Genomic DNA, 21,600 nt, shown 5'->3' with positions numbered 1-21,600 from the left:
TATGGATCAGCGATCTTTTCGCCTAGCTATGGGTGGAGCTGTGGGGCCTGTAGGACAGCAGAGCTTCCTCTATGGGACGAATTCGTTTGTCGTTCCCGACAGGATCTATAGCATTAGCGCTGTCTGCATAGGAGGCGGCGGAGGCGGCGCATCCAACCCCGGCAATAATACGATCAACGGAGGCGGCGGCGCAGGAGGAAATCTGCGCTGTGCCGTTAGCTTGGCGGTCACACCGGGAGAAACCCTGACCGTGGTCGTTGGGTATGGCGGTTCTTCCAGCACGCCCGGCAGCACGGCTGGCGGTGATGGCGGTACAACTACGATCTTTCGAGGGTCGACTCCATTGTTGAGAGCGACTGGAGGAGGTGGCTCGCCGTTTAACGGCGGCACTTTCGTGCCCACTGCTTTGAGCGGCAGTACGGCCATTGATAACGTCAATATATTCGGTGGCAATGGTGGCAACGGCAGTCCGACTAGTACCTCTGCTCCGGGTGGTGGAGGGGGGGCTGGCGGTTACGCAGGTAATGGCAGCGCCGGTGGGACAGATGGCACGGTTGTAACGGCTGCGGGAAGTGGGGGGGCAGCCAGTGGCGGTCTGCGCTGGGGAGGGGGCGGTGTTGGATTGTTTGGGCAAGGGGCATCCGCTTCCGGATCCACAACGGTCGGCCGTGGCGGGAGTGGCGGCGCGGACGCAATTCAGCAATCTTCGAGTTCCGGTGCGGCCTACGGTGGAGGTGGTGCCGGAGCTATTAGAGATTCGACTGTCGTCCCTGGAGGGATCGGCGGCGGCGGTGCATGCCGCATTATTTGGGGTACCGGCCGTGCGTATCCATCTACGCTTACCGGCGACATGGTTGCATAGGAGAATGCAGTGTATTACCAACCTGAAGCGAATAAAACGTACCTCACCCATAGCGAGATTCGGTCGGCCCTAGCCAACGTGCTATTCCCGTCAGTCATTGACGACGACATGCTTGCCTATGTGGGCATTTTCCCACTCACGTCCACGCCGCCGACGGTGGCGGCCAGCGAGACGGCCGAGCCGACGATGATCGAGGAGATCGACGGCATCTGGGTCCAGCAATGGAACGTGCGGCCGGCGACGCAGGAGGAGCTCGATGCGCGCGCAGCTGCCGTAGCGGCGCAGGTGCCGCAGCAGGTGAGCCGGCGCCAGGCGCGCCAGGCGCTGCTGCTGGCTGGCCTGCTCGACCAAGTGCCGGCGAAGATTGCGATGATCGAGGATCCGACGAAACGCGGCATGGCGCAGATTGAGTGGGACGACTCGCAGGTGTTCGAGCGACACCGCCCGCTGCTGATCGAGATCGGCACGGCGATCGGACTGGACGCCGCCGGCCTGGACAAACTTTTCATCGAAGCGGGGAACCTGTGATGCTGCGCGCTGCCTTCTACAAATCGACTCATCCCGGCCTGCCGGGCGTGTACAACCGCCTGGTGCGCTGGTGGACGCGCAGTCAGTACTCGCACGTCGAGCTGGTGTTCGGCGGCGGCCTGGCCGCGTCGTCGTCGGCGATGGACGGCGGCGTGCGCATCAAGTCGATCGCGTTCGAGCCGGGTAAGTGGGACTTCGTCGATCTGCCAGAGGGCTTGGCGCAGCCGGCGCTGCAGTGGTTCGACAAGCACGAGGGCGCGGCCTATGACTACCTTGGCAACGTGCACTTCGTGCTGTCCCCGGTCGCCGGCAGCAAGCGGAAGTGGTTCTGCTCTGAGGCCGTGGCCGCGGCGCTGGGCATCCCGGATCCCGGCCGCTTCGACCCGGGCACGCTCCATGCAGCCCTAACCTTCCTGAACAAGCCCGCCACGAGCGGGTTTTTTAACGCCCAGAGCTGACCAATGGCAGATCCGACAGACGGTACCAACGCCACCGCGCCAGCCGGCACGGTGGTCTACATCGACCCCAGCTCGGACACCAACGGCAACGGCACGCTGGCCAGCCCCTACAACACGTGGGCGAGCGTCCCGACCGGCGCCGGCGTGGTCTATAGGCAAAAGCGCGGCACTACCTGGATCGGTGCCTTCCCGAGCCTGACCAGCGGTACCGGCGACGGCAAGACGACCGTGATGTCGTACGCCACTGCCGACACCCTCTGGCTGCCGAAGCCGATCGTCGGCATCGGGGACACGATCATGCCCGGTGGCCTCAACAGCCCGAAGACCTTCATGCTGTGGTCGGACCTCGACATCCGCTGCGCGCGCTCGAGCGTAACGGGCGACACCCCGATCATGTGGCTGGGCAGCGACGTCGAGATATCCGACTGTAACCTGACGAGCAACCTCACGGCGCTATACGGGGAGAAGTGCAGCCGGGTCAAGCTGCTGCGCAATAAGATCATCGCGGCCACGGCGAATACATCGACGGCGTCGATCAACGCCATCGTTCTCGCTGGCAGCCAGGCGCTCGACGACAACGTCATCGACGGCAATGACATCATCGTCGGAGATGGTGGCCCGGCTGGCGCGCACGCAGTGAAGGTGACGTCGGGCGTGCCGATCACCAGCCTGCGGGTGACGAACAACCGGATCCGCACGGCCAGCGGCCAGCCGTCGCCCCACGCCGATAAAGCGGGTATCTACATCGGCTGGGCGGCGGGCGCGGACTTGTTCGGGCCTCAGGGCACTGCGGCGGCAACAATCATCGTCGCCAACAACGACGTCGCCAACCTGGTCGATGGCGTGTTCCTGTACACGTCGAGCAGCGTCTGGGTCCACCACAACAAGTTCGACGACCAAGGCAGCTTCGGCATCCACGTCACCGGTAACGCAGCTCACCCGTCGAGCTCGTGCCTGATCGAGTGGAACAAGTGCCGGCGCGCCGGCCGCAACCTGGCGCCGTTCTACGGCCGCGGCATCGAGCTATCGGGCGGAAGCGCCCTTAATGCTTGCAGCAACCACGTGGTGCGCTTCAACGACTGCAGCTACGCGAAGAACTGGGGCGGCCCGCTCGACAACATCACGGAGGGCGTCGGCATCGGGCTGGACGACGCTACGAGCGACTGCCAGGTCTACGGCAACCTGATTCGGGGCACCGAGGGCAATGCCATCCAGTTCTACGGCGGCACGAGCGCGCCTGCGGACACCGGCGGACACGTCATCGTGGGCAACTTCATCATCGACTGTGGCCTGCGGAGCTGGCGGAACCGGCGCACCGCGCCAGTGCTTACCGGCTGCGCGGCGATCAGCACGTCGAAGACGCAGGGCTCCCGGACGATCATCGCCTACAACGTGATCATCGGTGGCACTGGTGGCGTGCGCTTCGACCAGAGCAGTTCGAATGTTGAGATCTTCGGCAACGTGTTCCACCGGCAGACGGTCTATGCGATCACCGCGGCGAGCGTGGCCAGCATCCGCGACAACTGCTACGACCCATCGATCCCTAAGCAGATCGGCAACCTGACGATGGACAGCAACGGCACGCCGACGCCGGCGCTGCTATCGACGGGCGGCGCGGGCGACAAGACCGCCGCGACCCTGGTCGACGACACGTTCGCCGCGCTGGCCGGCTCGCCGTTGCTCGACAAGATCTTCCGAAAGGGCGTGCCGTTCACGCCTCTCATGCTCGACTTGGTCGACGCCTGATGTTCCTCTTTGGCCCGCTTCGGCGGGTCTTCTGCAGCACCTACATACCAATGAAAGCAACTTCAATGAGCGAACCAATCACTGGCGCAGCGGCAGGTGCCGCCGGCTGGAAACTTCTCGGCGGCGCGGCCGGCGCAGGCGCGATCGGGGCAGGCTTGGCCTCTGTCGTCGTGATGTGCGCGATGACACCGCGCAGCCCGAAAGAGTGGGCAGTCGGTATCATCTCGACCCTCGCGGCGTCCATCGGTGGCGGGGCGGCGGTAATCCAGCACTTCGGCCTGCAGTCTTGGGCAAATTCACCAATTGGTCTTGTCGCGATGTTCGGCCTGGTGTTCGCGTGCGGGCTCCCGGGCTGGGCTCTGGTTCGCTGGCTTTTCAACTACATCGCCAAGCGACAGAACGCCGATCTGGCGGACGTCGTCGCTGAAGTACGAAACCTGGGGAAGTGACATGCCGGCTACAACAGGACTTCACCCCAACCTCGCAGCCTTCCTCGACATGATCGCGGTAAGCGAGATCGGCTCCTTGTTGCTCGTGAAATCGGACAATGGCTACAACGTCTGCGTTGGCTCGACGCCGGCGCAGCCGATCCTGTTCTCGAGCTACGCGCAGCACCCGCGCCGCCGCTCCGAGGCGCAGAACTCCGATGCCGCCGGCCGGTACCAGTTCATGGGCCGGTACTGGGATCATTACCGAGCCAAGCTCGGGCTGAAGGACTTCGGCCCCGTCTCGCAAGACAAGTGGTGCATTCAGCTGATTCGCGAGTGCAAGGCGCTCGACGCGATCGAGGCAGGCCGCTTCGATGAGGCCGTGCGGCTGTGTCGCAGCCGGTGGGCGTCTCTGCCAGGCGCCGGCTACGGCCAGCGCGAGAACAAGCTTACTGATCTCGCCGCGGTCTATCGGAAGAAGGGCGGGGTGGTTGCATGATCGCCACCATTCTTGCCCGCCTCGGTGTGCCGCGCTGGGTCGCGATAACGGCGCTTTGCATCCTGGTGGCCGCCGGCGCGCTGGCGTACCGCTCGCACCTGATCGGCCAAGGCATCAGCCTGGAGGCGGCACGACGCGACGCGATCGACGCCGAGAATGACCGCCGGGCGCGCGCGGAACTGGCGGATGCCAATGCCCGCACGAGGAACGCGCAGGCGAAGCTCGACGGCGCGATGGTCAGCCTATCAAAACTGCAAACGGAATTCGCAAATGAACAAGCCAAATCGGCTGCTCTGCAGTCTGACCTTGCTGATGGCCGTCGCCGGCTGTCAGTCCTCACCCTCGCGCGTGCAGCTGATCCAGCCGGACAAGGTGAAAGTTCCTCCGCTGCCGGCGTGGATCCGGGAGCCTCAGTTATCGCCGATCTCGACGGACGAGTGGCAAGCGATCTTGAATGGGCGCGGCAAACCCGCAACGAGGCCATCAAGCGCCTCGACGGATGCATCGCAGCTTACGACGCCGTGAAGACGGCCGCCGACACGCAGTAACCGAAGGAATTGCATGACCAAGACCATCATCGACCCGAAACTGATCGAGTTCGCCACCGTGCGGCAGATCGAATACGTTCAAGCCATCGAGCAGCACGGCAGCATGCGGAAGGCGGCCAAGGCGCTGGGGGTTGCGAAAAGCGCCGTTCAGGAGTCGATAGCCCGGCTCCGAAACGCCGCGGCCCTGCGCGGCTACTCCCCGCAGCATGATATGGTGCATCCAATCGCGCCAGGGCAGCAACTGCGCGGCATTTCGACGTATTACGACAAGGACGGTAAGCCGACGGGCCAGTGGGTCAAGACCAACGCCTCGCAAGATGCTTTCCTTGAACTCATTCGCGACATCGCCTGCGGCTTCGTGGATGAGGTCGGGCCGGTCAGCGTATCGCCCGCGCCTCTAGACTTTCAGTCTGACGTGATCCCTTGGGTCCAGATTGGTGACGCTCATCTCGGCATGCTGGCCCATGCCAACGAGGTGGGCGAGCATTTTGATCTGAAGATCGCGGAGCAGGAGTTGTGCGCCGCGATCGGCATTCTGATCGATGAGCTCCCGAACTGCGAGCGCCTTGTCATCAACGACCTCGGTGACGCAACCCACTACGAAAATTTCGAGGGGGAAACTCAGGCCAGCCGACATAGACTTGACTGCGACACCCGGTTCCCGAAGATGATCAAGGTCTATTCACGCGTCATGCGCTTCATCGTCGAGAAGGCGCTGACCAAGGCTAAGCACGTCGACGTGATCGTGAACCAGGGCAACCACAGTCGCACCAATGACATATGGATGGCCGAGCTGCTGCGGGTTGCCTACGGGCACACCGGCCGCGTCCATATCCTGAACAACGACTCCGTGTTCATCGCCTACCGGATGGGCAACACGTTGGTGATGACGCACCACTCCGACAAGTGCCGGCCGGCGCAACTCGCCCACGTCATGACGAACGACTTCCGCAAGGACTACGGCGAAACCGAGTTCCACTATGTCGACGTCGGCCATGTGCACCACGGCATGGTCATGAAAGAGCATCCGGGCATCTTCGTCGAGTCGTTCAACCACCTGGCGGCCCTCGATAAGTGGGCGCACGATTCCGGCTACCGGAATCGGAAGTCGATCACGGTCGTCCTGCGCTCCAAGATGTATGGCGAGGTCGGCCGCCGCGTCTTGCCGATCCAGGAGATCCGTGCGCGCCTTGGTCGTGCCTGTATCGCTACACCGGAGGCGCGGGAGGTCTATACGGTGTAGCCCGAAGCGTCGTCAATAGGTCGCCGGCACGACGTCCAACATGTATGGCTCGATCGCTCGCCGGCGCCAAGGCTCGGCCAGGACGCGCGCGGCGACCTCAAGCGGCACATCGTTGGCGGCAAGCGCCCACGCCGTCTCCCAGCGGCCGATGAGCGGCAGCAGGATGAGCGTCAGGTCGACGCGGCTGGCAGTTAGAAGGTCGGTTCGCTCGATCATGCTGCATCGTGCCCCAAGCTCTGAGTTGCGCACCTGACATCGCGCAGGTGACAAGCGATGCTACTTTGATATACTGTACAAACATACAGTATTTCGTTGAGGCATCATCATGACCCTGTCGACCATCGCGGCGAACCCCGAGGCGCTACATCCATCCCTCTGGCGAGCATCGCAGCTCGCGCGCTCGCACGCTCGATGTATCGACACCGGTCACCCCAGCTTATCGAATCAACTACCTGGCGGCGGATGGCCACTTAGCACGCTGACGGAGCTAATGGTTCGACAGGCCGGCGTAGGGGAGCTGCGTTTCCTCGCGCCGGCACTAAGGCAGGTAGCCGATCACAAGATCGTCCTGATGCAGCCTCCACATGTGCCCAAGGCCCTTGCGCTGGCCGCCTTAGGATTGCCGCCCGCATCGGTAGTGTGGGTGAAAGCGGAGCGCACGGCAGACCAGCTGTGGGCAGCAGAACAGGTTCTTCGGAGCGGCAGCTGCGGAGCGCTGCTGTTCTGGCAGAACCAGGTCCGTAACGAGAGTGCGCGACGTCTTCACCTCGCGGCCCAATCCGGGGAGACGCTGTTCTTCATGATGCGGCCACAGTACTCGGTGAAAGACGCTTCACCTGCTCCTCTGCGCCTGGGCGTAAATCCGGCGCCCGGCGGAGTCGAGATCGAGTTTTTGAAGCGCCGCGGGCCGCAGACGGACGAGACCCTGTTCTTGCCGATGCATGTCGGTCCCATTACGCATCACCGGCCGCACTACGACGTACCTCGCCAACCGGCAGCTGCGCCAGGTGCGCAGAGGCAACTACGTGGTCGCGAGACGCGCCGCGTCGAGGCCAGTATGGTACGTTGATGCCAAGCGCACGACCTAAAAAGAGTTCCGCAAAAGCAGCATGGGAAACGCACTTCATAGGGAGCAAATCGTCACCCAAAACGAAGTTTGCGGAACATAAAATGCAGCTAACCTGCTGATTTTATTAATTTTGCCTGTGGACTTAAAATCCCGTGCCGGAAACGGCGTGCCGGTTCGATCCCGGCTCCGGGCACCATGGCCGGCACCGGCCTGGCCCTATTGCTGCCTGAACGTCGACCCCACCGGCGTCCCCACGATCACCGCATCCGTGAAATGATCCTCGAACTGGGTCGCCTCGTCCGGATGTTCGTACACCCACTCCGCGGCCTCCCTCGCACGCTCGCTGCTGCCCATGTCATAGATCCTGCCGTCGACGACCACGGTAGTCGTTTCGCTCGTTGCGCTCATCGCATCCTCCCGGAGTTGGCCTGTACCCACTGTAGCAGTTTCGCGGGCGCGCACGGGAGCGATCGGTGGCGGCATGACGATCCGTCAACGACGCCCTTTGGCTCGGCCGTTCGATGCTGTACCATGCCGGATGGCGCGCGCGCCGTTGCGTGCGCGCCTGACATCGGCAAGGAATGACATTGAATATCACGCTCAACGAGGAACTCCGCTCCTTCATCGATCCGCTCACGCCCGTCGAGTACGCGGCACTGGAACGCAGCCTGCTGGCGGAAGGCTGCCGCGACGCGCTCGTGCTGTGGCGCGACGTCCTGATCGACGGCCACAACCGCTACGACATCTGCCGCAAGCACGACATCCCGTTCCGCACCGTCCAGAACGACCGCTTCGAGTCGCTCGAGGATGTGATGCTGTGGGTCATCGACAATAATCTGGCGCGCCGCAGCGTCTCCGACTTCCAGCGCGGCATGCTGGCGCTGCGCAAGAAGGAAATCGTCGCCGCCCGCATGGCGCAGCGCGCGGCCGAGGCCCCGCCCGACCAGCCCGCTCCCGAAGCGGAAGAGGATCCCGTCGACCCGCCCTGGAGCACGCGCGAGGACGTGGCCAAGGCCGCCCGCGTATCCGCCAATACGCTGAGCCAGATCGAGCGCATCCGCAAGACGGCGGCGCCGGAACTCGTCGAGGCCGTGCGCAAGGGCGATATCTCGGTGAGCGCCGCCGCGACCGTCGCCTCGCTGCCGGCGCAGGCCCAGGTGGCGGCCGTGGCCGGCGGCAGGAAGGAATTGCAGCAGGCCGCGCGCCAGGTGCGCGAGCAGAAGGCGGGCGCCAAGCCGAAGAAGGAAGTCGTGCCCGAGTCGCCGGAAGAACAGGTCAAGGCCCTGCGCAGCCAGGTCGGCGAACTGAAGGACCGCGTCGCGACCCTGCTGACCGAGAACGAAGTCCTCAGGCAGAAGCTGGCCGCGCTCGGCGCCGGCGCCTGACCCGCCGTCATCCGATCATCACCCACCCAGGAGAACCATTGATGCCGCATTTCCGTTTGCATTCGCGCCTGATCGCTTCGACCGTTCTTGGCTGCGCGTCCCTCGCCGCGCTGCCGCTCGCTTCCCCGGCCCGGGCGGCCACGGCGGCGGCGCCTGCCAAGGCCGCCGCCTTCGATGCCGCCGCGCTGGCGCGCATGAAGGCGACGGCGCAGCGGGTCACGATCCTGCGCGACAAATGGGGCATCCCGCACGTGTTCGGCAAGACGGATGCGGATGCCGTGTTCGGCATGGTGTATGCCCAGGCGGAAGACGATTTCAACCGCATCGAACTGAACTACATCAACGCGATGGGTCGCCTGGCCGAGGTGGAGGGCGAGAAGGAGATCTGGACCGACCTGCGCATGAAGCTGTACATCGACCCGGCCGAGCTGAAGGCAAAGTATGCGGACAGCCCGGCCTGGCTGCAGCAGCTGATGAATGCCTGGGCCGACGGCTTGAACTGGTACCTGGCCTCGCATCCGCAGGTCAAGCCGAAGCTGCTCGCGCGGTTCGAGCCGTGGATGGCCCTGAGCTTCAGCGAGGGCAGCATCGGCGGCGACATCGAGGAGATCGACACGAAGCGCCTGGGCGAGTTCTACGGCAAGGCGCCGCAGGCCGGGGCCCCGCAGACGGGCGCGCCGGCGGTGGCGCTGGCCGCGCTGGACGCGAACGGCTTGGGCAGCAAGGAGTTCGGCAAGGGGTTCGACAAGGGCTTCGACAAGGAGCCGACCGGCTCGAACGGCTTTGCCATCGCGCCGAAGCTGACGGCCGACGGCCATCCGCTGCTGATGATCAACCCGCATACCTCGTTCTACTTCCGTCCCGAAGTGCACATGGTCAGCGACGAGGGCCTGGATGCGTATGGCGCCGTCACCTGGGGCCAGTTCTTCATCTACCAGGGCTTCAACGACCGCATCGGCTGGATGCACACCTCGGGCGGCGGCGACGTCATCGACGAATACCTGGAAACGGTGGTGGAAAAGGGCGGCAAGTTCTTCTACAAGTTCGGCGACCAGCTGAAACCCGTGCGCGAAAAGCGCATCGCGCTGCCGTACCGTACGGCGAACGGCGGCATGGCCACGCGCACCGTCACGGCCTACTACACGCAGCATGGTCCCGTGATCCGCAGCGAGGGTGGCAAGTGGGTGTCGATCCGGATGATGGACGATCCGATGCATGCGCTGATGCAGTCCTATGGCCGCACCAAGGCGCGCAACTATGCCGACTTCTACAAGGTCATGCAGCTGCGCACCAATTCCTCGAACAATACCGTGTACGCGGATGCGGACGGCAATATCGCCTATTTCCACGGCAACTTCATCCCGCGCCGCGATCCCCGCTTCGACTGGACCCGCCCCGTGGACGGCAGCGATCCCGCCACCGAGTGGAAGGGCCTGCACGAGATCAAGGAAACGATCACGCTGTTCAACCCGGCCAGCGGCTACATCTCCAATACCAACAACTGGCCGTGCACGGGCTTCGGTGCCAGCAATCCGGATTGCTCGACATATCCTGCCTATATGTGGTCGCTGCCGCAGAACGCACGCGGCATCCACGCCGAACGCGTGCTGCAGGGCACGAAGGATCTCACGCTGGACGGCCTGATCGCCAAATCCTACGACAGCTACCTGACGGCCTTCGAGCCGCTGGTGCCGGCCGTCGTGCGCGACTGGGACGCGCTGCCGGCCGGCGACGCGCTCAAGGGCCGCCTGGCCGCGCAGGTCGCGGCGCTGCGCGCCTGGGACCTGCGCTTCGCCCTCGATTCGGTGCCGACCTCGCTGGCCGTGTACTGGGGCCAGGACATGGTCAAGGCGGCGGCGGAGCGCGCGCGCGCGAAGCGGGTGCCGGTGGTCGACTTCATCCAGACGAGCCTGAGCCCGCAGGAACGCCTCGACGCGCTGGCCCGTGCCTCCGACAAGCTGCAGGCCGACTTCGGCAGCTGGAAGACGCCCTGGGGCGAGATCAACCGCTTCCAGCGCGCCAGTGGCGACGTCCAGCAGCGCTACGACGACGCCAAGCCGAGCTGGCCGGTCGCCTTCACCTCCGCCAACTGGGGTTCGCTGGCGTCCTTCGGCATGGTCGCCAAGCAGACCACGAAGCGGATCTACGGCGACCGCGGCAACAGCTTCGTGGCCGCCGTGGAATTCGGCCCGCGCGTGCGCGCCAAGAGCATCCTCGCCGGCGGGCAGAGCAGCGATCCGCGCTCGCCGCACTTTGCCGACCAGGCCGAGATGTACAGCCGGGGCGAGTTCAAGGACGTCCTCTTCTACAAGGAAGATATCGAGAAATATCTTGAGCGAAAATACCATCCTGGAGAATAAGGGTCGGTAAAAGCAGCCTTAGGCGGAATGCGCGCACTTATACGTAGCGCAAAGCGAGCTCAAAATGCGCTTGGCACGATTGCAACATTCATGCAGTTCGGATTAACTGGGATCGGCCCATCCGGGTTCCTCGTTTATTTGCAACCGTGACCTTCCAACAGGAGCGAATCGTGCTGAAAACCATGAAACCGCTTTGCCTCGCCGCTGCACTGCTGTGCGCCGGCTCGGGTGCGCAAGCCGCCATCACCGTCTACACGAGCCAGGCCGCTTTCCTGAGCGCCGTGTCGGCGCCGGGCTATGACACCTTCGACGACCTGCGCGTCGTGCCCTACGCCACCACGCTGGACCGCACCGCCGGCACCTACGGCTACCAGGCGTATTCGCCGGACGGCCTGTGGGGCGCGGGCGGGACGGGCGGCGACTACTGGCTGTCCAACGAGAACGCCTATACGCCCATCGTGTTCCAGAATTTCACGGGCGGCGTGAATGCCTTTGGCGGCAATTTCTTCACTTCCAACATCTCGGGCCAGTATGTCATCGGCAACCTCGTGCTGGCGGCCGCCGACGGCAGCACGCTGGACTACGCGCTCAACGGCACGACCACCAGCACCTTCCTGGGCTTCGTGTCCGATACGGCGCTGACGTCGGTCACGGTGGCCGGTGACGGCGGCCTGTACTGGCCGACCGCCAACAACGTCGTGCTGGCCGTGCCGGAACCGGCGACCTACGGCATGCTGCTGGCCGGCGTCGGCCTGCTGGGCGTGGCAGCGCGTCGCCGCCGCTGATGTTTGCCGGCGCCATCGACGAAGGGAGGCGTCGCTGGCGCTGGCGCCGGCTCCGTCCTGCTTGCTATAATTTTGCAATTTTTCTCGCAGGGCAGGGCCGTGGCAAAACTCTATTTCAGGTATTCGGCGATGAACGCCGGCAAGTCGACATCGCTGCTCCAGGTGGCCCACAACTACGAAGAACAGGGCCAGAAGGTGCAGCTGTACACGGCCGCCATCGACGACCGCTACGGCGTGGGCAAGATCACGTCGCGCCTGGGGCCGAACCGCCAGACCGCCGTGTTCGACCGTGACACCGACTTCCTGGCCAGTGCGCCCGAGGTGGCATGCGTGCTGGTCGATGAAGCCCAGTTCCTGACCACCACGCAGGTACAGCAATTGCACCAGCTGGCCCAGGTGCGCGGCGTGCCCGTCATCTGCTACGGCTTGCGCAGCGATTTCCGCGGCGAGCCTTTCCCCGGTTCGGCCTACCTGCTGGCCCTGGCCGACGACATCGAGGAAATCAAGAACATCTGCACCTGCGGCAAGAAGGCGACGATGAACATCCGTGTCGACACGGAAGGCCGGCGCATCCGCGAAGGCGAGCAGGTCAGCATCGGCGGCAACGAAAGCTACCGCCAGGCCTGCGGCCGCTGCTTCTACACGGGCTGACGTGCGGACCGCCGGGGCTGGACGATGTCGCATGGCGCGTTGCCTAGCATGTTGCAGGCCATGCTGACCGGCCTGCTGCAAGGCTGTCCGGCGCACTTGTCCGCCTGGGCATGCAGCCTGGTGGAGATGGCGCTGTACCTCACGCCCTCGCTGGCGCTGGCCTTCCTGCTGTGGATCGTGACGGCCGCGCATCCGCTGTTCTTCGTCTTCAGCGCCGTCGGCACGCTGTGCCACGAACTCGCGCATTTCTCGGTCGGGCTGCTGCTGGGCGCCGAACCGACCAATTTCTCGATCGTGCCGCGCCGCACGGGCCGGACCTGGGAGCTGGGTTCGGTCACCTTCGCCAACCTGCGCTGGTACAACGCGGCGCCCGCCGCGCTGGCGCCGTTCCTGGTACTGCTGGTACCCATCACGGTGGCCTGGTGGCGCACGCGGGGCACCTGGCACTTCGGTCCCGTCGACCTGGCGCTGACCCTCGTGCTGGCGCCGCAGTTCCTGTCGTTCTGGCCGTCGCCCGTGGACTGGAAACTGTCGCTGCGCAGCTGGCCCTACCTGCTGGCCGTCCCCGTCGCCGGCGTCCTGTACTGGCTGCCGCCGGGTCTGTTTCGATTTGTAAAAGCCTGAAACACCGACTTACGCCCCGCTTAAGCGCCGCTGAACAAACGTGCAGGCCGACTCTACGTCCGTCCGCTATCCTGTAGAATGAATCGCAGGCGCCGCTGTGTTGGCGCGGCGGGCCGTGCCCGCCGAATACCGTTCCCGTCCCCGGAGAAAGAAAGCATGAAGAAGCAGATGTTGATGGTGTCGCTGGCCCTGGCCATGTCCGCCCACGTCGTTACGGCGCAGCCGGAGAAGGTGGCAGCACCCGTTCAGCCGGCCGTGGCCACCCAGGCCGGCCCGTCCGCGCAGCTCAAGCCGTCCGTCGCCCAGACCCAGGCCGCGCTGTGGGCGTCGCGCGTGCTCTCGCGCTACCACTACAAGGCCGTGCCCCTGGACGATGCCATGTCGGCCAAGATCTTCGATGCCTATTTCAAGTCGCTCGATAGCGAGAAGCTGTATTTCACCCAGGCCGACATCGACGGCTTCGCGCCGGCGCGCACCAAGCTCGACGACGCCATCAACAACGAGGACCTGACGCTGCCGTTCCAGATCTTCAGCACCTACCAGCAGCGCTTCTCGGACCGCATGGCCTATGCGCGCGACCTGGTTGCCAAGGGCAAGTTCGATTTCACCACGGACGAGTCGCTGCAGATCGACCGCGAGAAGGCCCCGTGGGCCAAGAGCGAGGACGAGGCGCGCGACCTGTGGCGCAAGCGGGTCAAGAACGACTGGCTGCGCCTGAAACTGGCCGGCAAGGACGACAAGGCGATCCGCGAGACCCTCGACAAGCGCTACGAGGGCTACCAGACCCGCCTCAAGAAGCTGAACAACGAAGACGTGTTCCAGATGTTCATGAACGCCTACGCGATGGCGATCGAACCGCACACGAACTACCTGGGCCCCCGTTCGGCCGAGAACTTCGACATCGCCATGCGCCTGTCGCTGGACGGCATCGGCGCCGTGCTGCAGTCGCGCGAGGACTACACCGTCATCCGCGAAGTGGTGCCGGGCGGGCCGGCCGACAAGTCGGGCAAGCTGAAGGTCGGCGACCGCATCGTCGGCGTGGCCCAGGGCAATGGCCAGTTCACGGACGTGATGGGCTGGCGCATCGACGACGTCGTGCAGCTGGTGCGCGGCGAGCGCGATTCGACCGTGCGCCTGGACGTGCTGCCGGCGGATGCCGGCCAGGACGGCAAGCACATCACCGTCGCCCTCGTGCGCAAGAAGATCACGATGGAAGAGCAGTCGGCCAAGAAGCAGATCATCGAGGTCAAGGATGGCGGCGTGAAGCGCCGCATCGGCATCATCTCGCTGCCGACCTTCTACCAGGACTTCGAAGCGCGCCGCAAGGGCGACAAGGACTTCAAGAGCGCCACCCGCGACGTCCAGCGCATCCTTGGCGAACTCAAGAAGGAAAAGGTCGACAACGTGCTGATCGACCTGCGCAACAACGGCGGCGGCTCGCTGATCGAGGCCGTCGAGCTGACCGGCCTGTTCATCGACAAGGGCCCCGTGGTGCAGCAGCGTACCGCCGAAGGCCGCGTCGAGGTCGAGAGCGACACCAACGCCGGCCTGGCCTGGGACGGCCCGATGGGCGTGCTGATCAACCGCGGCTCGGCGTCGGCGTCGGAAATCTTCGCCGCCGCCATCCAGGACTATGGCCGCGGCATCGTGATCGGCGAACCGAGCTTTGGCAAGGGTACCGTGCAGACGCTGATCAACCTCGACCGCTTCTCGCAGAACGACAAGCTGAAGTACGGCGAGCTGAAGATGACCATCGCCCAGTTCTTCCGCATCAACGGCGGCACCACCCAGCTGCGCGGCGTGACGCCGGACATCAAGCTGCCGGTGACGTCGGATGCCGAGAGCTTCGGCGAATCGTCCTACGACAACGCGCTGCCCTGGGTGCAGATCAAGCCGGCGACCTACCTGCCGTCGGGCGACCTGAAGGAGCTGATCGCCCCCCTGCAGAAGAAGCATGAGGCCCGCGTCGCCAAGGACAAGGACTTCATCGACATCGAGTCGGACATCGCCGAAGCCATGAAGATCCGCAAGGACAACGTGATCTCGCTGAACGAGGCGGTGCGCCGCAAGGAGCGCGAGAACCAGGAAGCCAAGGCGCGCCTGCGCGAGGCACGCCTGGCCGACAACGGCGGCAAGGGCGACGAGCCGGTGGCCGGCCCGGGCAGCAAGGAACAGCGCGGCAAGGTGCCGGCCCCGACCACGCCGAAGAAGAGCAATGTGTCGACCAAGGGCCGTCCGGGCGCCGACGATGGCCTGCAGGGCGACGAACGCAGCCTGGCGGCGGAGCTGGCGGCCGAGAAGGCGGCCAAGAATGCCAAGGACGTGTACCTGCAGGAAGCTGCGCACATCCTGGCCGACGAGTCCGGCATGCTGCGCGCCGACACCCGCATGGCCAGCCGGACGATGCCATACTTGTCTTCGTTGAAATAATTAATGCGGAGCATGTTGTATTAAAAACACGGTTCCGCAGCCAGGCAATCTGGCTACTCGAAAAGGGTGAAGGGTTGAATGAGCAGGGCTCCCCTCGGGGAGTCCTGTTTTTTTTTGTACGTGCGCAAACGAACGTTGCTATTTTTTTACTTGTGCTACATTAACTCAGCAGTTACATTAAAAATAACTTTCTAGACTGAGTAAGGAGCACTATATGTCAACTCGTCACCTCATCGCTGCCGCTTTCCTGATCGGGAGCGCCTGTGCTGCCCAAGCCGATGTCCTGCCGGCAACCGCAGCGCCGGCTGGGACGACGACCCAATCCGGATACCTGTCCAGCTGGACCGCAGGCAACGGTACCGATGTCGTCGGTTCCGGCGTGCTGGGCAGCGGTACCTCGCTGATCGGCGGCGTTTCCTACGGCAGCGCCAGCGTGGCACAGGCGTTGTACAACAAGGCGAGCGCCAACCAGGCGGGCAACCAGGTCGCAGTCGTGCAGGGCATCGACGGCAGCTACCTCGTCGGCATGAGCAATGCCAAGATCGCGGCCCTGCTGGGTAACAGCGTGTCCGTCGTGGGTTCGGGCGACAACATGACCGTCACGACCGGCGGCACGGGCGCGGCGTCGGGCGGCGGCTCGACCGGCGGCGCCGTCGGCGGCAGCACGGGTGGCTCGACGGGCGGTTCCACCGGCGGCTCCACGGGCGGTTCCACTGGCGGATCGACCGGCGGCTCCACGGGTGGCTCGACGGGCGGCGGCAGCATCAGCGTCCCGGGCTCGGGCGCCCTCGATCCGATCACCGGCGACGATACGTCCGGCGGCAACATCGGTACCGATGCGCCGGTGGAGAGCAAGCCTTCCGCCGAGGTGCCGGAGCCGTCGAGCATCGCCCTGATGCTGGCCGGCATTCTTGGCGTCGCGAGCATGTCGCGTCGCCGCCAGCGTTAAGCAACGCCGCGTTTCCCACATCGTCCCTGCGCGGGCAGGGCCCCAGTTTGCGCACGTCATCGCGACGCGCGCAGTACTCGGGCCCCTGCCCGGGCAGGGACGACGTCGTTTGCTCGGCCGTTTTCACGCGGCCACTTTCAGGTACAATCTTCTGCACGGTCGTGCTATTTCTCCGGATGGGCAACGGCCGCCATAACAAAGGAGACGACATGGACCTGCATTACAGCGACGACGACCTGGCCTTCCGGCACGCCGTGCGCGCATTCATCGCGGCCGAACTGCCTGCGGAATTGCGCGCCAAGGTCATCAACCACCTGCGGCTGGACAAGGACGACTACGTGCGCTGGCACCGCATCCTCGCGCGCCAGGGCTGGGCGGCGCCGGGCTGGCCGAGCGCCTACGGCGGGCCGGGCTGGACGCCCGTGCAGCGCCATATCTTCGAGGAAGAGTGCGCCCGCGCCGGCACGCCGCCAGTGCTGCCGTTCGGCGTGAACATGGTGGCGCCCGTGATCATGGCCTTCGGCAGCCAGCAGCAGAAGGATTACTACCTGCCGCGCATCCTGTCCTGCGAGGACTGGTGGTGCCAGGGATATTCGGAACCGGGCGCCGGCTCCGACCTCGCGTCGCTCAAGACGCGTGCCGTACGGGGCGTCGACGCCGACGGCGAGCACTACGTCGTCAACGGCCAGAAGACCTGGACTACGCTGGCCCAGCACGCCGACATGATCTTCTGCCTCGTGCGCACCGACCCCGACGTGCGCAAGCAGGAGGGCATCTCCTTCCTGCTGATCGACATGCACAGCCCCGGCGTGACGGTGCGGCCGATCGTGATGCTCGACGAGGAGCACGAGGTCAACGAAGTCTTCTTCGACAATGTGCGGGTGCCGGTCGCCAACCTCGTCGGCGAGGAAAACAAGGGCTGGACCTATGCCAAGTACCTGCTGGGGCACGAGCGCACGGGCATCGCCGGCGTGGGCCGTTCCAAGCGCGAGCTGGCGCGCCTGAAGCGTCTCGCGCTGCGCGAACACAAGGACGGCCGGCCGCTGCTGCACGATCCGCTGTTCGCGGCCAAGGTCGCCGACCTCGAGATCGAGCTGATGGCGCTCGAGATGACGGTATTGCGCGTGCTGGCACGGGCCGACCAGGCGCCCGGGCCGGAAGCCTCCGTGCTGAAGGTGCGCGGCACCGAGATCCAGCAGCGCCTGACGGAATTGATGGTGGAAGCCGTCGGGCCGCTGGCGCTGCCGTTCGATCCCGCCTACCTGTCCGGCGAAACCGACCACAGCGTCATCGGCGACGACGATGCGGCGCCGCTGCTGGCGCATTACTTCAATTATCGCAAGACCTCGATCTACGGCGGCTCGAACGAGATCCAGCGCAACATCATTGCCCAGATGATCCTGGGACTGTGAGGAATACCATGGACTTCAATTTCAAGGAAGAGCAGCTGCAGCTGGCGGATGCCGTCAAGCGCTGGATCGCGAAGGATTACGGCTTCGAGGCGCGGCGCGCCATCGTGGCGTCGGAGACGGGAGATTCTCCGGCCGCCTGGGCCACGATGGCCGAACTGGGCCTGCTCGCGCTGCCGCTGCCGGCGCAATATGGCGGCTTCGACGGCGGCGCGCTGGACGGCTACCTGGTGATGCAGGAACTGGGCCGCGGTCTCGTCGTCGAGCCCTACCTCGCCACCGTGCTGGGGGCGAAGTGCCTGGTGCTGGCCGATGACGGCGCACGCTTCGGCGCGCTGCTGGAACGGGTCGGCACCGGCGCCGCCAAGCTGGCCTGCGCGCTGGGCGAGCGCCAGTCGCGCCACGACATGCGCGACGTGGCGACCCGTGCCGCCCGCGACGGCGACGGCTGGGTGCTGAGCGGCGAGAAGAAGGTCGTGCTGCAGGGCGCCGCGGCCGACGTGCTGGTCGTGTCCACGCGTACCCGCGGCGGCCAGCGCGACGAGGACGGCATCACGCTGTTCGCGCTGCCGGCCGCCACGCCCGGCGTGCGCGTGACCGGCTACCGCATGCTGGACGGCCAGCGCGGGGCCGACGTGCTGCTGGACGGCGTCCGCGTGGACGCCACGATGCTGGTCGGGCGCGAGCACGGGGCTGGGCGATCCTGGACGAGGTGCTCGACGTGGGCGCCGGCCTGCTGTGCGCGGAAGCCATCGGTGCGATGGATGCGCTGTTCGCGGTTACGCTCGACTACCTCAAGACGCGCCAGCAGTTCGGCGTCCCCATCGGCAAGTTCCAGGCCCTGCAGCACCGCATGGCGGACATGTATGTGCACCTGGAGCAGGCCCGCTCGCTGGCGCTGCTGGCGGCCGTGCGCATCGACGGCGGCGACGCCGGGGAGCGGCGCGCCGCCGTGTCGGCGGCCAAGTACCGCGTCGGCCAGGCTTCACGCTTCGTCGGCCAGCAGGCGGTGCAGCTGCACGGCGGCATGGGCGTGACCGACGAGCTGCCTGCCGCGCACTGGTTCAAGCGCCTGTCGACGATCGAGCTGGCGCTGGGCGATTGCGACCACCACCTGGCGCGCTTCATCGCCCAGCCGGGCTTTGCCGCCAACCTCGGCGCGGAGGCCGCATGAGCACCCCCCGCATCGCGTGGTACTTCGAGGATTTCCACGCCGGCCAGGACATCGACCTGGGCACGCGCAGCGTGACGGAAGAGGAGATCGTCGCCTTCGCCACGGCTTTCGACCCGCAGCCCTTCCACGTCGATGCCGCGGCGGCCAGCGCCTCGATCTACGGCGGCGTGATCGCGAGCGGCTGGCATACCTGCAGCATGATGATGCGCCTCGTGGTCGACGGCCTGCTGAGCCGTTCGTCGAGCATGGGTTCGCCCGGCCTGGACGGCGTGCGCTGGCTCGCGCCCGTGCGCGCCGGCGACACGCTGAACGTCCGTTACCGCACGGTAAACGTCAAGCCGTCCAGTTCCAAGCCGGACCGCGGCGTCGTGTGGTCGACCTGGGTCGCGATCAACCAGCACGGCGAGACCGTCTGCACCGTGGAGGGCATGGGGATGTTCGGACGGCGGCCCGCCGCATAGCGCTCAGCCCATCCGCTCAGCCCATGGTCCGGTACTGGTTGCGGCCGCCGGCCTTGGCCTGGTAGAGCAGGGCGTCGGCCACCTGCACCAGGTCGGCCGGCGCGCTCAGGTCGCCGGGGACCATGCTCGAGATGCCCATGCTGGCCGTCAGCCGCGGCGCTGTGGGCGACGCCGTGTGCGGGATGTCGAGGGCGGCCAGTTCGTCCATGAGGCGGTGGGCGACGCCCGTGGCGCCCTTGGCGTCGAGCTGGGGCAGCAGGATCGCGAACTCCTCGCCGCCGTAGCGCGCCACCAGGTCCTGGGTACGCGCGGCGGCGCGCCGCATGGCGCCGGCCACCTGCACCAGCGTGGCGTCGCCGGCCGGATGGCCGTAGTGGTCGTTGTACAGCTTGAAGTGGTCGATGTCGACGAGGATCAGCGCCACCGGCAGGTGGGCGCGCCCACAGCGGCGCCATTCGGCGTCGATGCGCTCGTCGAACGCGCGCCGGTTGGCCACGCCGGTCAGCGAATCGGTGAGGATCAGCGCGCGCAGGGCGTCGCGCTGGCGCTTGACGGTGAGCTGGGTGCGCACGCGGGCGCGCACGACGGCCGCGTTCACCGGCTTGCCGATGAAGTCGGCGGCGCCCGCGTCCAGCGCCCGCGTCTCGTCCTCGGGCGAGGTAAGCGCAGTGACGAAGATGATCGGGATGTCGGCCGTGTCCGGGTTCCCCAGCAATTCCCGGCAGACGGCATGGCCGTCCATGTCCGGCATGACGGCGTCGAGCAGGATCAGGTCGGGGTGCTGGGTGCGGGCGATCTCGAGCGCGCGCCGGCCGTCCAGCGCGAACAGCACCTCGTGCTCGTCCTGCAGGGCGCCATGCAGGATCTGGATGTTTTCCATCGCATCGTCGACGACCAGGATGCGGCCGCCCGCCGCCATGTCGGTCCAGCTCATGCCTTCGCCTCCATGTCCAGTATCCCGCGCACCAGGCGCGCGGCCCCGTCGAAATCCAGCACGGCCAGGGCGTCCGCCAGGGCCGGCAGTGCCGCCGGCACCTGCCGCGCCAGCGCCGGGCGCATGCTCTCGAACTGTGCGATTGCCTTCATGTTGTTATTGTGGAGTAAATCCAGCAGATGCGCCAACGCGTGCCGCAGCGCCGCGTGTCCGGTGGGCGAGGGCGAGGGCGCGGGGTCCGGCGCCGGCGCCGGGCCGTCCGGCGGGGCCAGGTCGCGCGCGGCGTCCAGCACTTGGTGCAGCGCCCGATCGAGCTCCAGCAACAGCCGTTGCGGCGCCGGCGCTGCGGCGGCGTCGCCGCGCAGCGCCTGTTCCAGTTCCAGCGCCAGCCGCGCGACCTCGGTGGCGCCCAGGTTGGCGGCCACGCCGCGCAGGCGGTGGGCGGCGTGGGACGCGCCCACGCGGTCGCCCGCAGCCAGGCTGGCGCGGATGGCGTCCGCGGCGCCGCCCTGCGATTGCGTGAAGCGCCCGAACAGCGCCGCGAAGGCCGCGACGTTGCCGCCGAAGCGGGGCAGCGCGGCGTCGAGGTCGACGCCGGAAATGCGCGCCGGCATCCGCTGGCCGCTCTCCATGGGGCGCGTGACGCCGTCCGTGCCGGCTGTCCGCGCCCGAGCGCCCGAGCGCTCCAGCGTGGCGACCAGTTCGTCGAGGTCGACCGGCTTGGCGATGTAGTCGTCCATGCCGGCGTCCAGCGCGCGCCGGCGGTCTTCCTCGAAGGCGTTGGCCGTCATCGCGATCACGGGCAGGGCGGACAAGCCCATGGCGCGGATGGCGGCCGTGGCCTCGTAGCCATCCATGACGGGCATCTGCAAGTCCATCAGCACGGCGTCGTAGCGGGACGCGTCCTCGGCCAGCATGGCGACGGCGGCCTGGCCGTCCGGCGCGAAATCGACGGCGGCCCCGGCGTGCGCCAGCACGTAGTGCGCCACTTCGCGGTTCAGGACGTTGTCTTCGACGACGAGCACGCGCAGGCCGGCCAGCCGCGCGGCCGGCCGTG

The 21,600-nt window shown here is 66.1% G+C and carries 22 protein-coding genes and 1 pseudogene; 19 read left to right on the top strand and 4 right to left on the bottom strand.

Going from position 1 to position 21,600, the window contains the following annotated elements; all coding sequences use genetic code 11:
• The first annotated feature begins 1 nt into the window (after position 1).
• The 8 genes from ACI1V7_RS09780 to ACI1V7_RS09745 all read left to right on the top strand — a co-directional run bounded on the left by ACI1V7_RS09780 (position 2) and on the right by ACI1V7_RS09745 (position 6,312).
• Positions 2 to 862 carry a glycine-rich domain-containing protein gene (locus ACI1V7_RS09780; protein WP_404531509.1) on the top strand — a complete coding sequence of 287 codons (861 nt, stop codon included), beginning with the start codon at positions 2 to 4 and terminating at the stop codon, positions 860 to 862.
• Between the two features lie 9 nt (positions 863 to 871).
• Positions 872 to 1,390, top strand: a complete 519-nt coding sequence (locus ACI1V7_RS09775; protein ID WP_404531508.1) for a hypothetical protein — start codon at positions 872 to 874, stop codon at positions 1,388 to 1,390.
• Positions 1,390 to 1,848, top strand: a complete 459-nt coding sequence (locus tag ACI1V7_RS09770) for a hypothetical protein (RefSeq protein ID WP_404531507.1) — start codon at positions 1,390 to 1,392, stop codon at positions 1,846 to 1,848. The genes ACI1V7_RS09775 and ACI1V7_RS09770 overlap by 1 nt, the downstream gene beginning before the upstream one ends.
• A 3-nt stretch (positions 1,849 to 1,851) precedes the next feature.
• A complete protein-coding gene (locus ACI1V7_RS09765) occupies positions 1,852 to 3,594 on the top strand; it encodes a right-handed parallel beta-helix repeat-containing protein (RefSeq protein ID WP_404531506.1) in 1,743 nt (580 codons plus the stop codon).
• Between the two features lie 65 nt (positions 3,595 to 3,659).
• Positions 3,660 to 4,043, top strand: a complete 384-nt coding sequence (locus ACI1V7_RS09760) for a hypothetical protein (protein WP_404531505.1) — start codon at positions 3,660 to 3,662, stop codon at positions 4,041 to 4,043.
• A gap of 1 nt (position 4,044) precedes the next feature.
• The gene (locus tag ACI1V7_RS09755) at positions 4,045 to 4,521 is read left to right on the top strand and encodes a glycoside hydrolase family 24 protein (RefSeq protein ID WP_404531504.1); all 477 of its coding nucleotides are present in this window, start codon (positions 4,045 to 4,047) and stop codon (positions 4,519 to 4,521) included.
• Positions 4,518 to 5,069, top strand: coding sequence for a lysis system spanin subunit (locus ACI1V7_RS09750; protein ID WP_404531503.1), 552 nt, complete (start codon positions 4,518 to 4,520; stop codon positions 5,067 to 5,069). The genes ACI1V7_RS09755 and ACI1V7_RS09750 overlap by 4 nt, the downstream gene beginning before the upstream one ends.
• 13 nt (positions 5,070 to 5,082) lie before the next feature.
• Positions 5,083 to 6,312, top strand: a complete 1,230-nt coding sequence (locus ACI1V7_RS09745) for a helix-turn-helix domain-containing protein (RefSeq protein WP_404531502.1) — start codon at positions 5,083 to 5,085, stop codon at positions 6,310 to 6,312.
• Positions 6,313 to 6,324: 12 nt separating this feature from the next.
• Here ACI1V7_RS09745 and ACI1V7_RS09740 read toward each other — a convergent pair whose 3' ends face one another.
• Positions 6,325 to 6,528, bottom strand: a complete 204-nt coding sequence (locus ACI1V7_RS09740; RefSeq protein ID WP_404531501.1) for a hypothetical protein — start codon at positions 6,526 to 6,528, stop codon at positions 6,325 to 6,327.
• A gap of 109 nt (positions 6,529 to 6,637) precedes the next feature.
• Here ACI1V7_RS09740 and imuA point away from each other — a divergent pair, with 109 nt between their 5' ends.
• Positions 6,638 to 7,381 carry a translesion DNA synthesis-associated protein ImuA gene (gene imuA / locus ACI1V7_RS09735; RefSeq protein ID WP_404531500.1) on the top strand — a complete coding sequence of 248 codons (744 nt, stop codon included), beginning with the start codon at positions 6,638 to 6,640 and terminating at the stop codon, positions 7,379 to 7,381.
• Between the two features lie 216 nt (positions 7,382 to 7,597).
• On the opposite strand, the gene ACI1V7_RS09730 is transcribed toward imuA, so the two are convergent.
• Positions 7,598 to 7,789: a hypothetical protein gene (locus ACI1V7_RS09730; RefSeq protein ID WP_404531499.1), complete on the bottom strand. Its 192-nt coding sequence runs from the start codon at positions 7,787 to 7,789 to the stop codon at positions 7,598 to 7,600.
• A gap of 179 nt (positions 7,790 to 7,968) precedes the next feature.
• Between ACI1V7_RS09730 and ACI1V7_RS09725 the strand changes: the two genes are divergently transcribed.
• The 10 genes and pseudogenes from ACI1V7_RS09725 to ACI1V7_RS09680 all read left to right on the top strand — a co-directional run bounded on the left by ACI1V7_RS09725 (position 7,969) and on the right by ACI1V7_RS09680 (position 19,609).
• Positions 7,969 to 8,766, top strand: a complete 798-nt coding sequence (locus tag ACI1V7_RS09725) for a hypothetical protein (RefSeq protein ID WP_404531572.1) — start codon at positions 7,969 to 7,971, stop codon at positions 8,764 to 8,766.
• A gap of 41 nt (positions 8,767 to 8,807) precedes the next feature.
• Positions 8,808 to 11,126, top strand: coding sequence for a penicillin acylase family protein (locus ACI1V7_RS09720; protein WP_404531498.1), 2,319 nt, complete (start codon positions 8,808 to 8,810; stop codon positions 11,124 to 11,126).
• A 182-nt stretch (positions 11,127 to 11,308) separates the two neighbouring features.
• Positions 11,309 to 11,911: a PEP-CTERM sorting domain-containing protein gene (locus tag ACI1V7_RS09715; RefSeq protein WP_404531497.1), complete on the top strand. Its 603-nt coding sequence runs from the start codon at positions 11,309 to 11,311 to the stop codon at positions 11,909 to 11,911.
• A gap of 99 nt (positions 11,912 to 12,010) precedes the next feature.
• Positions 12,011 to 12,562 (top strand): thymidine kinase, encoded by a 552-nt coding sequence (locus ACI1V7_RS09710; RefSeq protein ID WP_404531496.1) that lies wholly within the window; start codon positions 12,011 to 12,013, stop codon positions 12,560 to 12,562.
• A 48-nt stretch (positions 12,563 to 12,610) separates the two neighbouring features.
• Complete coding sequence (locus ACI1V7_RS09705; RefSeq protein ID WP_404531495.1) at positions 12,611 to 13,186, top strand: hypothetical protein; 576 nt, start codon at positions 12,611 to 12,613, stop codon at positions 13,184 to 13,186.
• 156 nt (positions 13,187 to 13,342) lie between these two features.
• On the top strand, positions 13,343 to 15,616 hold the full coding sequence (locus ACI1V7_RS09700; protein ID WP_404531494.1) for a carboxy terminal-processing peptidase: 2,274 nt from the start codon (positions 13,343 to 13,345) through the stop codon (positions 15,614 to 15,616).
• 214 nt (positions 15,617 to 15,830) lie between these two features.
• Complete coding sequence (locus ACI1V7_RS09695) at positions 15,831 to 16,565, top strand: PEP-CTERM sorting domain-containing protein (RefSeq protein ID WP_404531493.1); 735 nt, start codon at positions 15,831 to 15,833, stop codon at positions 16,563 to 16,565.
• 209 nt (positions 16,566 to 16,774) lie between these two features.
• Positions 16,775 to 17,977: an acyl-CoA dehydrogenase family protein gene (locus ACI1V7_RS09690; RefSeq protein ID WP_404531492.1), complete on the top strand. Its 1,203-nt coding sequence runs from the start codon at positions 16,775 to 16,777 to the stop codon at positions 17,975 to 17,977.
• Positions 17,978 to 17,985: 8 nt separating this feature from the next.
• Positions 17,986 to 19,148: pseudogene (locus tag ACI1V7_RS09685) on the top strand (acyl-CoA dehydrogenase family protein).
• Positions 19,145 to 19,609 carry a MaoC family dehydratase gene (locus ACI1V7_RS09680; RefSeq protein WP_404531491.1) on the top strand — a complete coding sequence of 155 codons (465 nt, stop codon included), beginning with the start codon at positions 19,145 to 19,147 and terminating at the stop codon, positions 19,607 to 19,609. Before ACI1V7_RS09685 ends, ACI1V7_RS09680 begins: the two are co-directional and overlap by 4 nt.
• 16 nt (positions 19,610 to 19,625) lie before the next feature.
• On the opposite strand, the gene ACI1V7_RS09675 is transcribed toward ACI1V7_RS09680, so the two are convergent.
• Both ACI1V7_RS09675 and ACI1V7_RS09670 read right to left on the bottom strand, forming a co-directional pair.
• A complete protein-coding gene (locus ACI1V7_RS09675) occupies positions 19,626 to 20,543 on the bottom strand; it encodes a diguanylate cyclase domain-containing protein (protein ID WP_404531490.1) in 918 nt (305 codons plus the stop codon).
• Positions 20,540 to 21,568 carry a response regulator gene (locus ACI1V7_RS09670; RefSeq protein WP_404531489.1) on the bottom strand — a complete coding sequence of 343 codons (1,029 nt, stop codon included), beginning with the start codon at positions 21,566 to 21,568 and terminating at the stop codon, positions 20,540 to 20,542. Before ACI1V7_RS09670 ends, ACI1V7_RS09675 begins: the two co-directional genes overlap by 4 nt.
• Between the last annotated feature and the right edge of the window lie 32 nt (positions 21,569 to 21,600).

Origin of the sequence: Massilia paldalensis, from assembly GCF_044901715.1 — a bacterium.
Taxonomy (GTDB): Bacteria; Pseudomonadota; Gammaproteobacteria; order Burkholderiales; family Burkholderiaceae_D; genus Telluria; species Telluria paldalensis.
This window is presented reverse-complemented; position numbering and strand designations above follow the sequence as displayed.

What these genes read in the sequence shown, in the direction of transcription:
- ACI1V7_RS09770 (WP_404531507.1), top strand. Translation starts at nt 1,390, where the DNA reads ATGCTGCGCGCTGCCTTCTACAAATCGACTCATCCCGGCCTGCCGGGC.
- ACI1V7_RS09720 (WP_404531498.1), top strand. Translation starts at nt 8,808, where the DNA reads ATGCCGCATTTCCGTTTGCATTCGCGCCTGATCGCTTCGACCGTTCTT.
- ACI1V7_RS09750 (WP_404531503.1), top strand. Translation starts at nt 4,518, where the DNA reads ATGATCGCCACCATTCTTGCCCGCCTCGGTGTGCCGCGCTGGGTCGCG.
- ACI1V7_RS09695 (WP_404531493.1), top strand. Translation starts at nt 15,831, where the DNA reads ATGTCAACTCGTCACCTCATCGCTGCCGCTTTCCTGATCGGGAGCGCC.
- ACI1V7_RS09760 (WP_404531505.1), top strand. Translation starts at nt 3,660, where the DNA reads ATGAGCGAACCAATCACTGGCGCAGCGGCAGGTGCCGCCGGCTGGAAA.
- ACI1V7_RS09765 (WP_404531506.1), top strand. Translation starts at nt 1,852, where the DNA reads ATGGCAGATCCGACAGACGGTACCAACGCCACCGCGCCAGCCGGCACG.
- imuA (WP_404531500.1), top strand. Translation starts at nt 6,638, where the DNA reads ATGACCCTGTCGACCATCGCGGCGAACCCCGAGGCGCTACATCCATCC.
- ACI1V7_RS09675 (WP_404531490.1), bottom strand. Translation starts at nt 20,543, where the DNA reads ATGAGCTGGACCGACATGGCGGCGGGCGGCCGCATCCTGGTCGTCGAC.
- ACI1V7_RS09680 (WP_404531491.1), top strand. Translation starts at nt 19,145, where the DNA reads ATGAGCACCCCCCGCATCGCGTGGTACTTCGAGGATTTCCACGCCGGC.
- ACI1V7_RS09780 (WP_404531509.1), top strand. Translation starts at nt 2, where the DNA reads ATGGATCAGCGATCTTTTCGCCTAGCTATGGGTGGAGCTGTGGGGCCT.
- ACI1V7_RS09715 (WP_404531497.1), top strand. Translation starts at nt 11,309, where the DNA reads ATGAAACCGCTTTGCCTCGCCGCTGCACTGCTGTGCGCCGGCTCGGGT.
- ACI1V7_RS09755 (WP_404531504.1), top strand. Translation starts at nt 4,045, where the DNA reads ATGCCGGCTACAACAGGACTTCACCCCAACCTCGCAGCCTTCCTCGAC.
- ACI1V7_RS09705 (WP_404531495.1), top strand. Translation starts at nt 12,611, where the DNA reads ATGTTGCAGGCCATGCTGACCGGCCTGCTGCAAGGCTGTCCGGCGCAC.
- ACI1V7_RS09730 (WP_404531499.1), bottom strand. Translation starts at nt 7,789, where the DNA reads ATGAGCGCAACGAGCGAAACGACTACCGTGGTCGTCGACGGCAGGATC.
- ACI1V7_RS09745 (WP_404531502.1), top strand. Translation starts at nt 5,083, where the DNA reads ATGACCAAGACCATCATCGACCCGAAACTGATCGAGTTCGCCACCGTG.
- ACI1V7_RS09740 (WP_404531501.1), bottom strand. Translation starts at nt 6,528, where the DNA reads ATGATCGAGCGAACCGACCTTCTAACTGCCAGCCGCGTCGACCTGACG.
- ACI1V7_RS09700 (WP_404531494.1), top strand. Translation starts at nt 13,343, where the DNA reads ATGAAGAAGCAGATGTTGATGGTGTCGCTGGCCCTGGCCATGTCCGCC.
- ACI1V7_RS09690 (WP_404531492.1), top strand. Translation starts at nt 16,775, where the DNA reads ATGGACCTGCATTACAGCGACGACGACCTGGCCTTCCGGCACGCCGTG.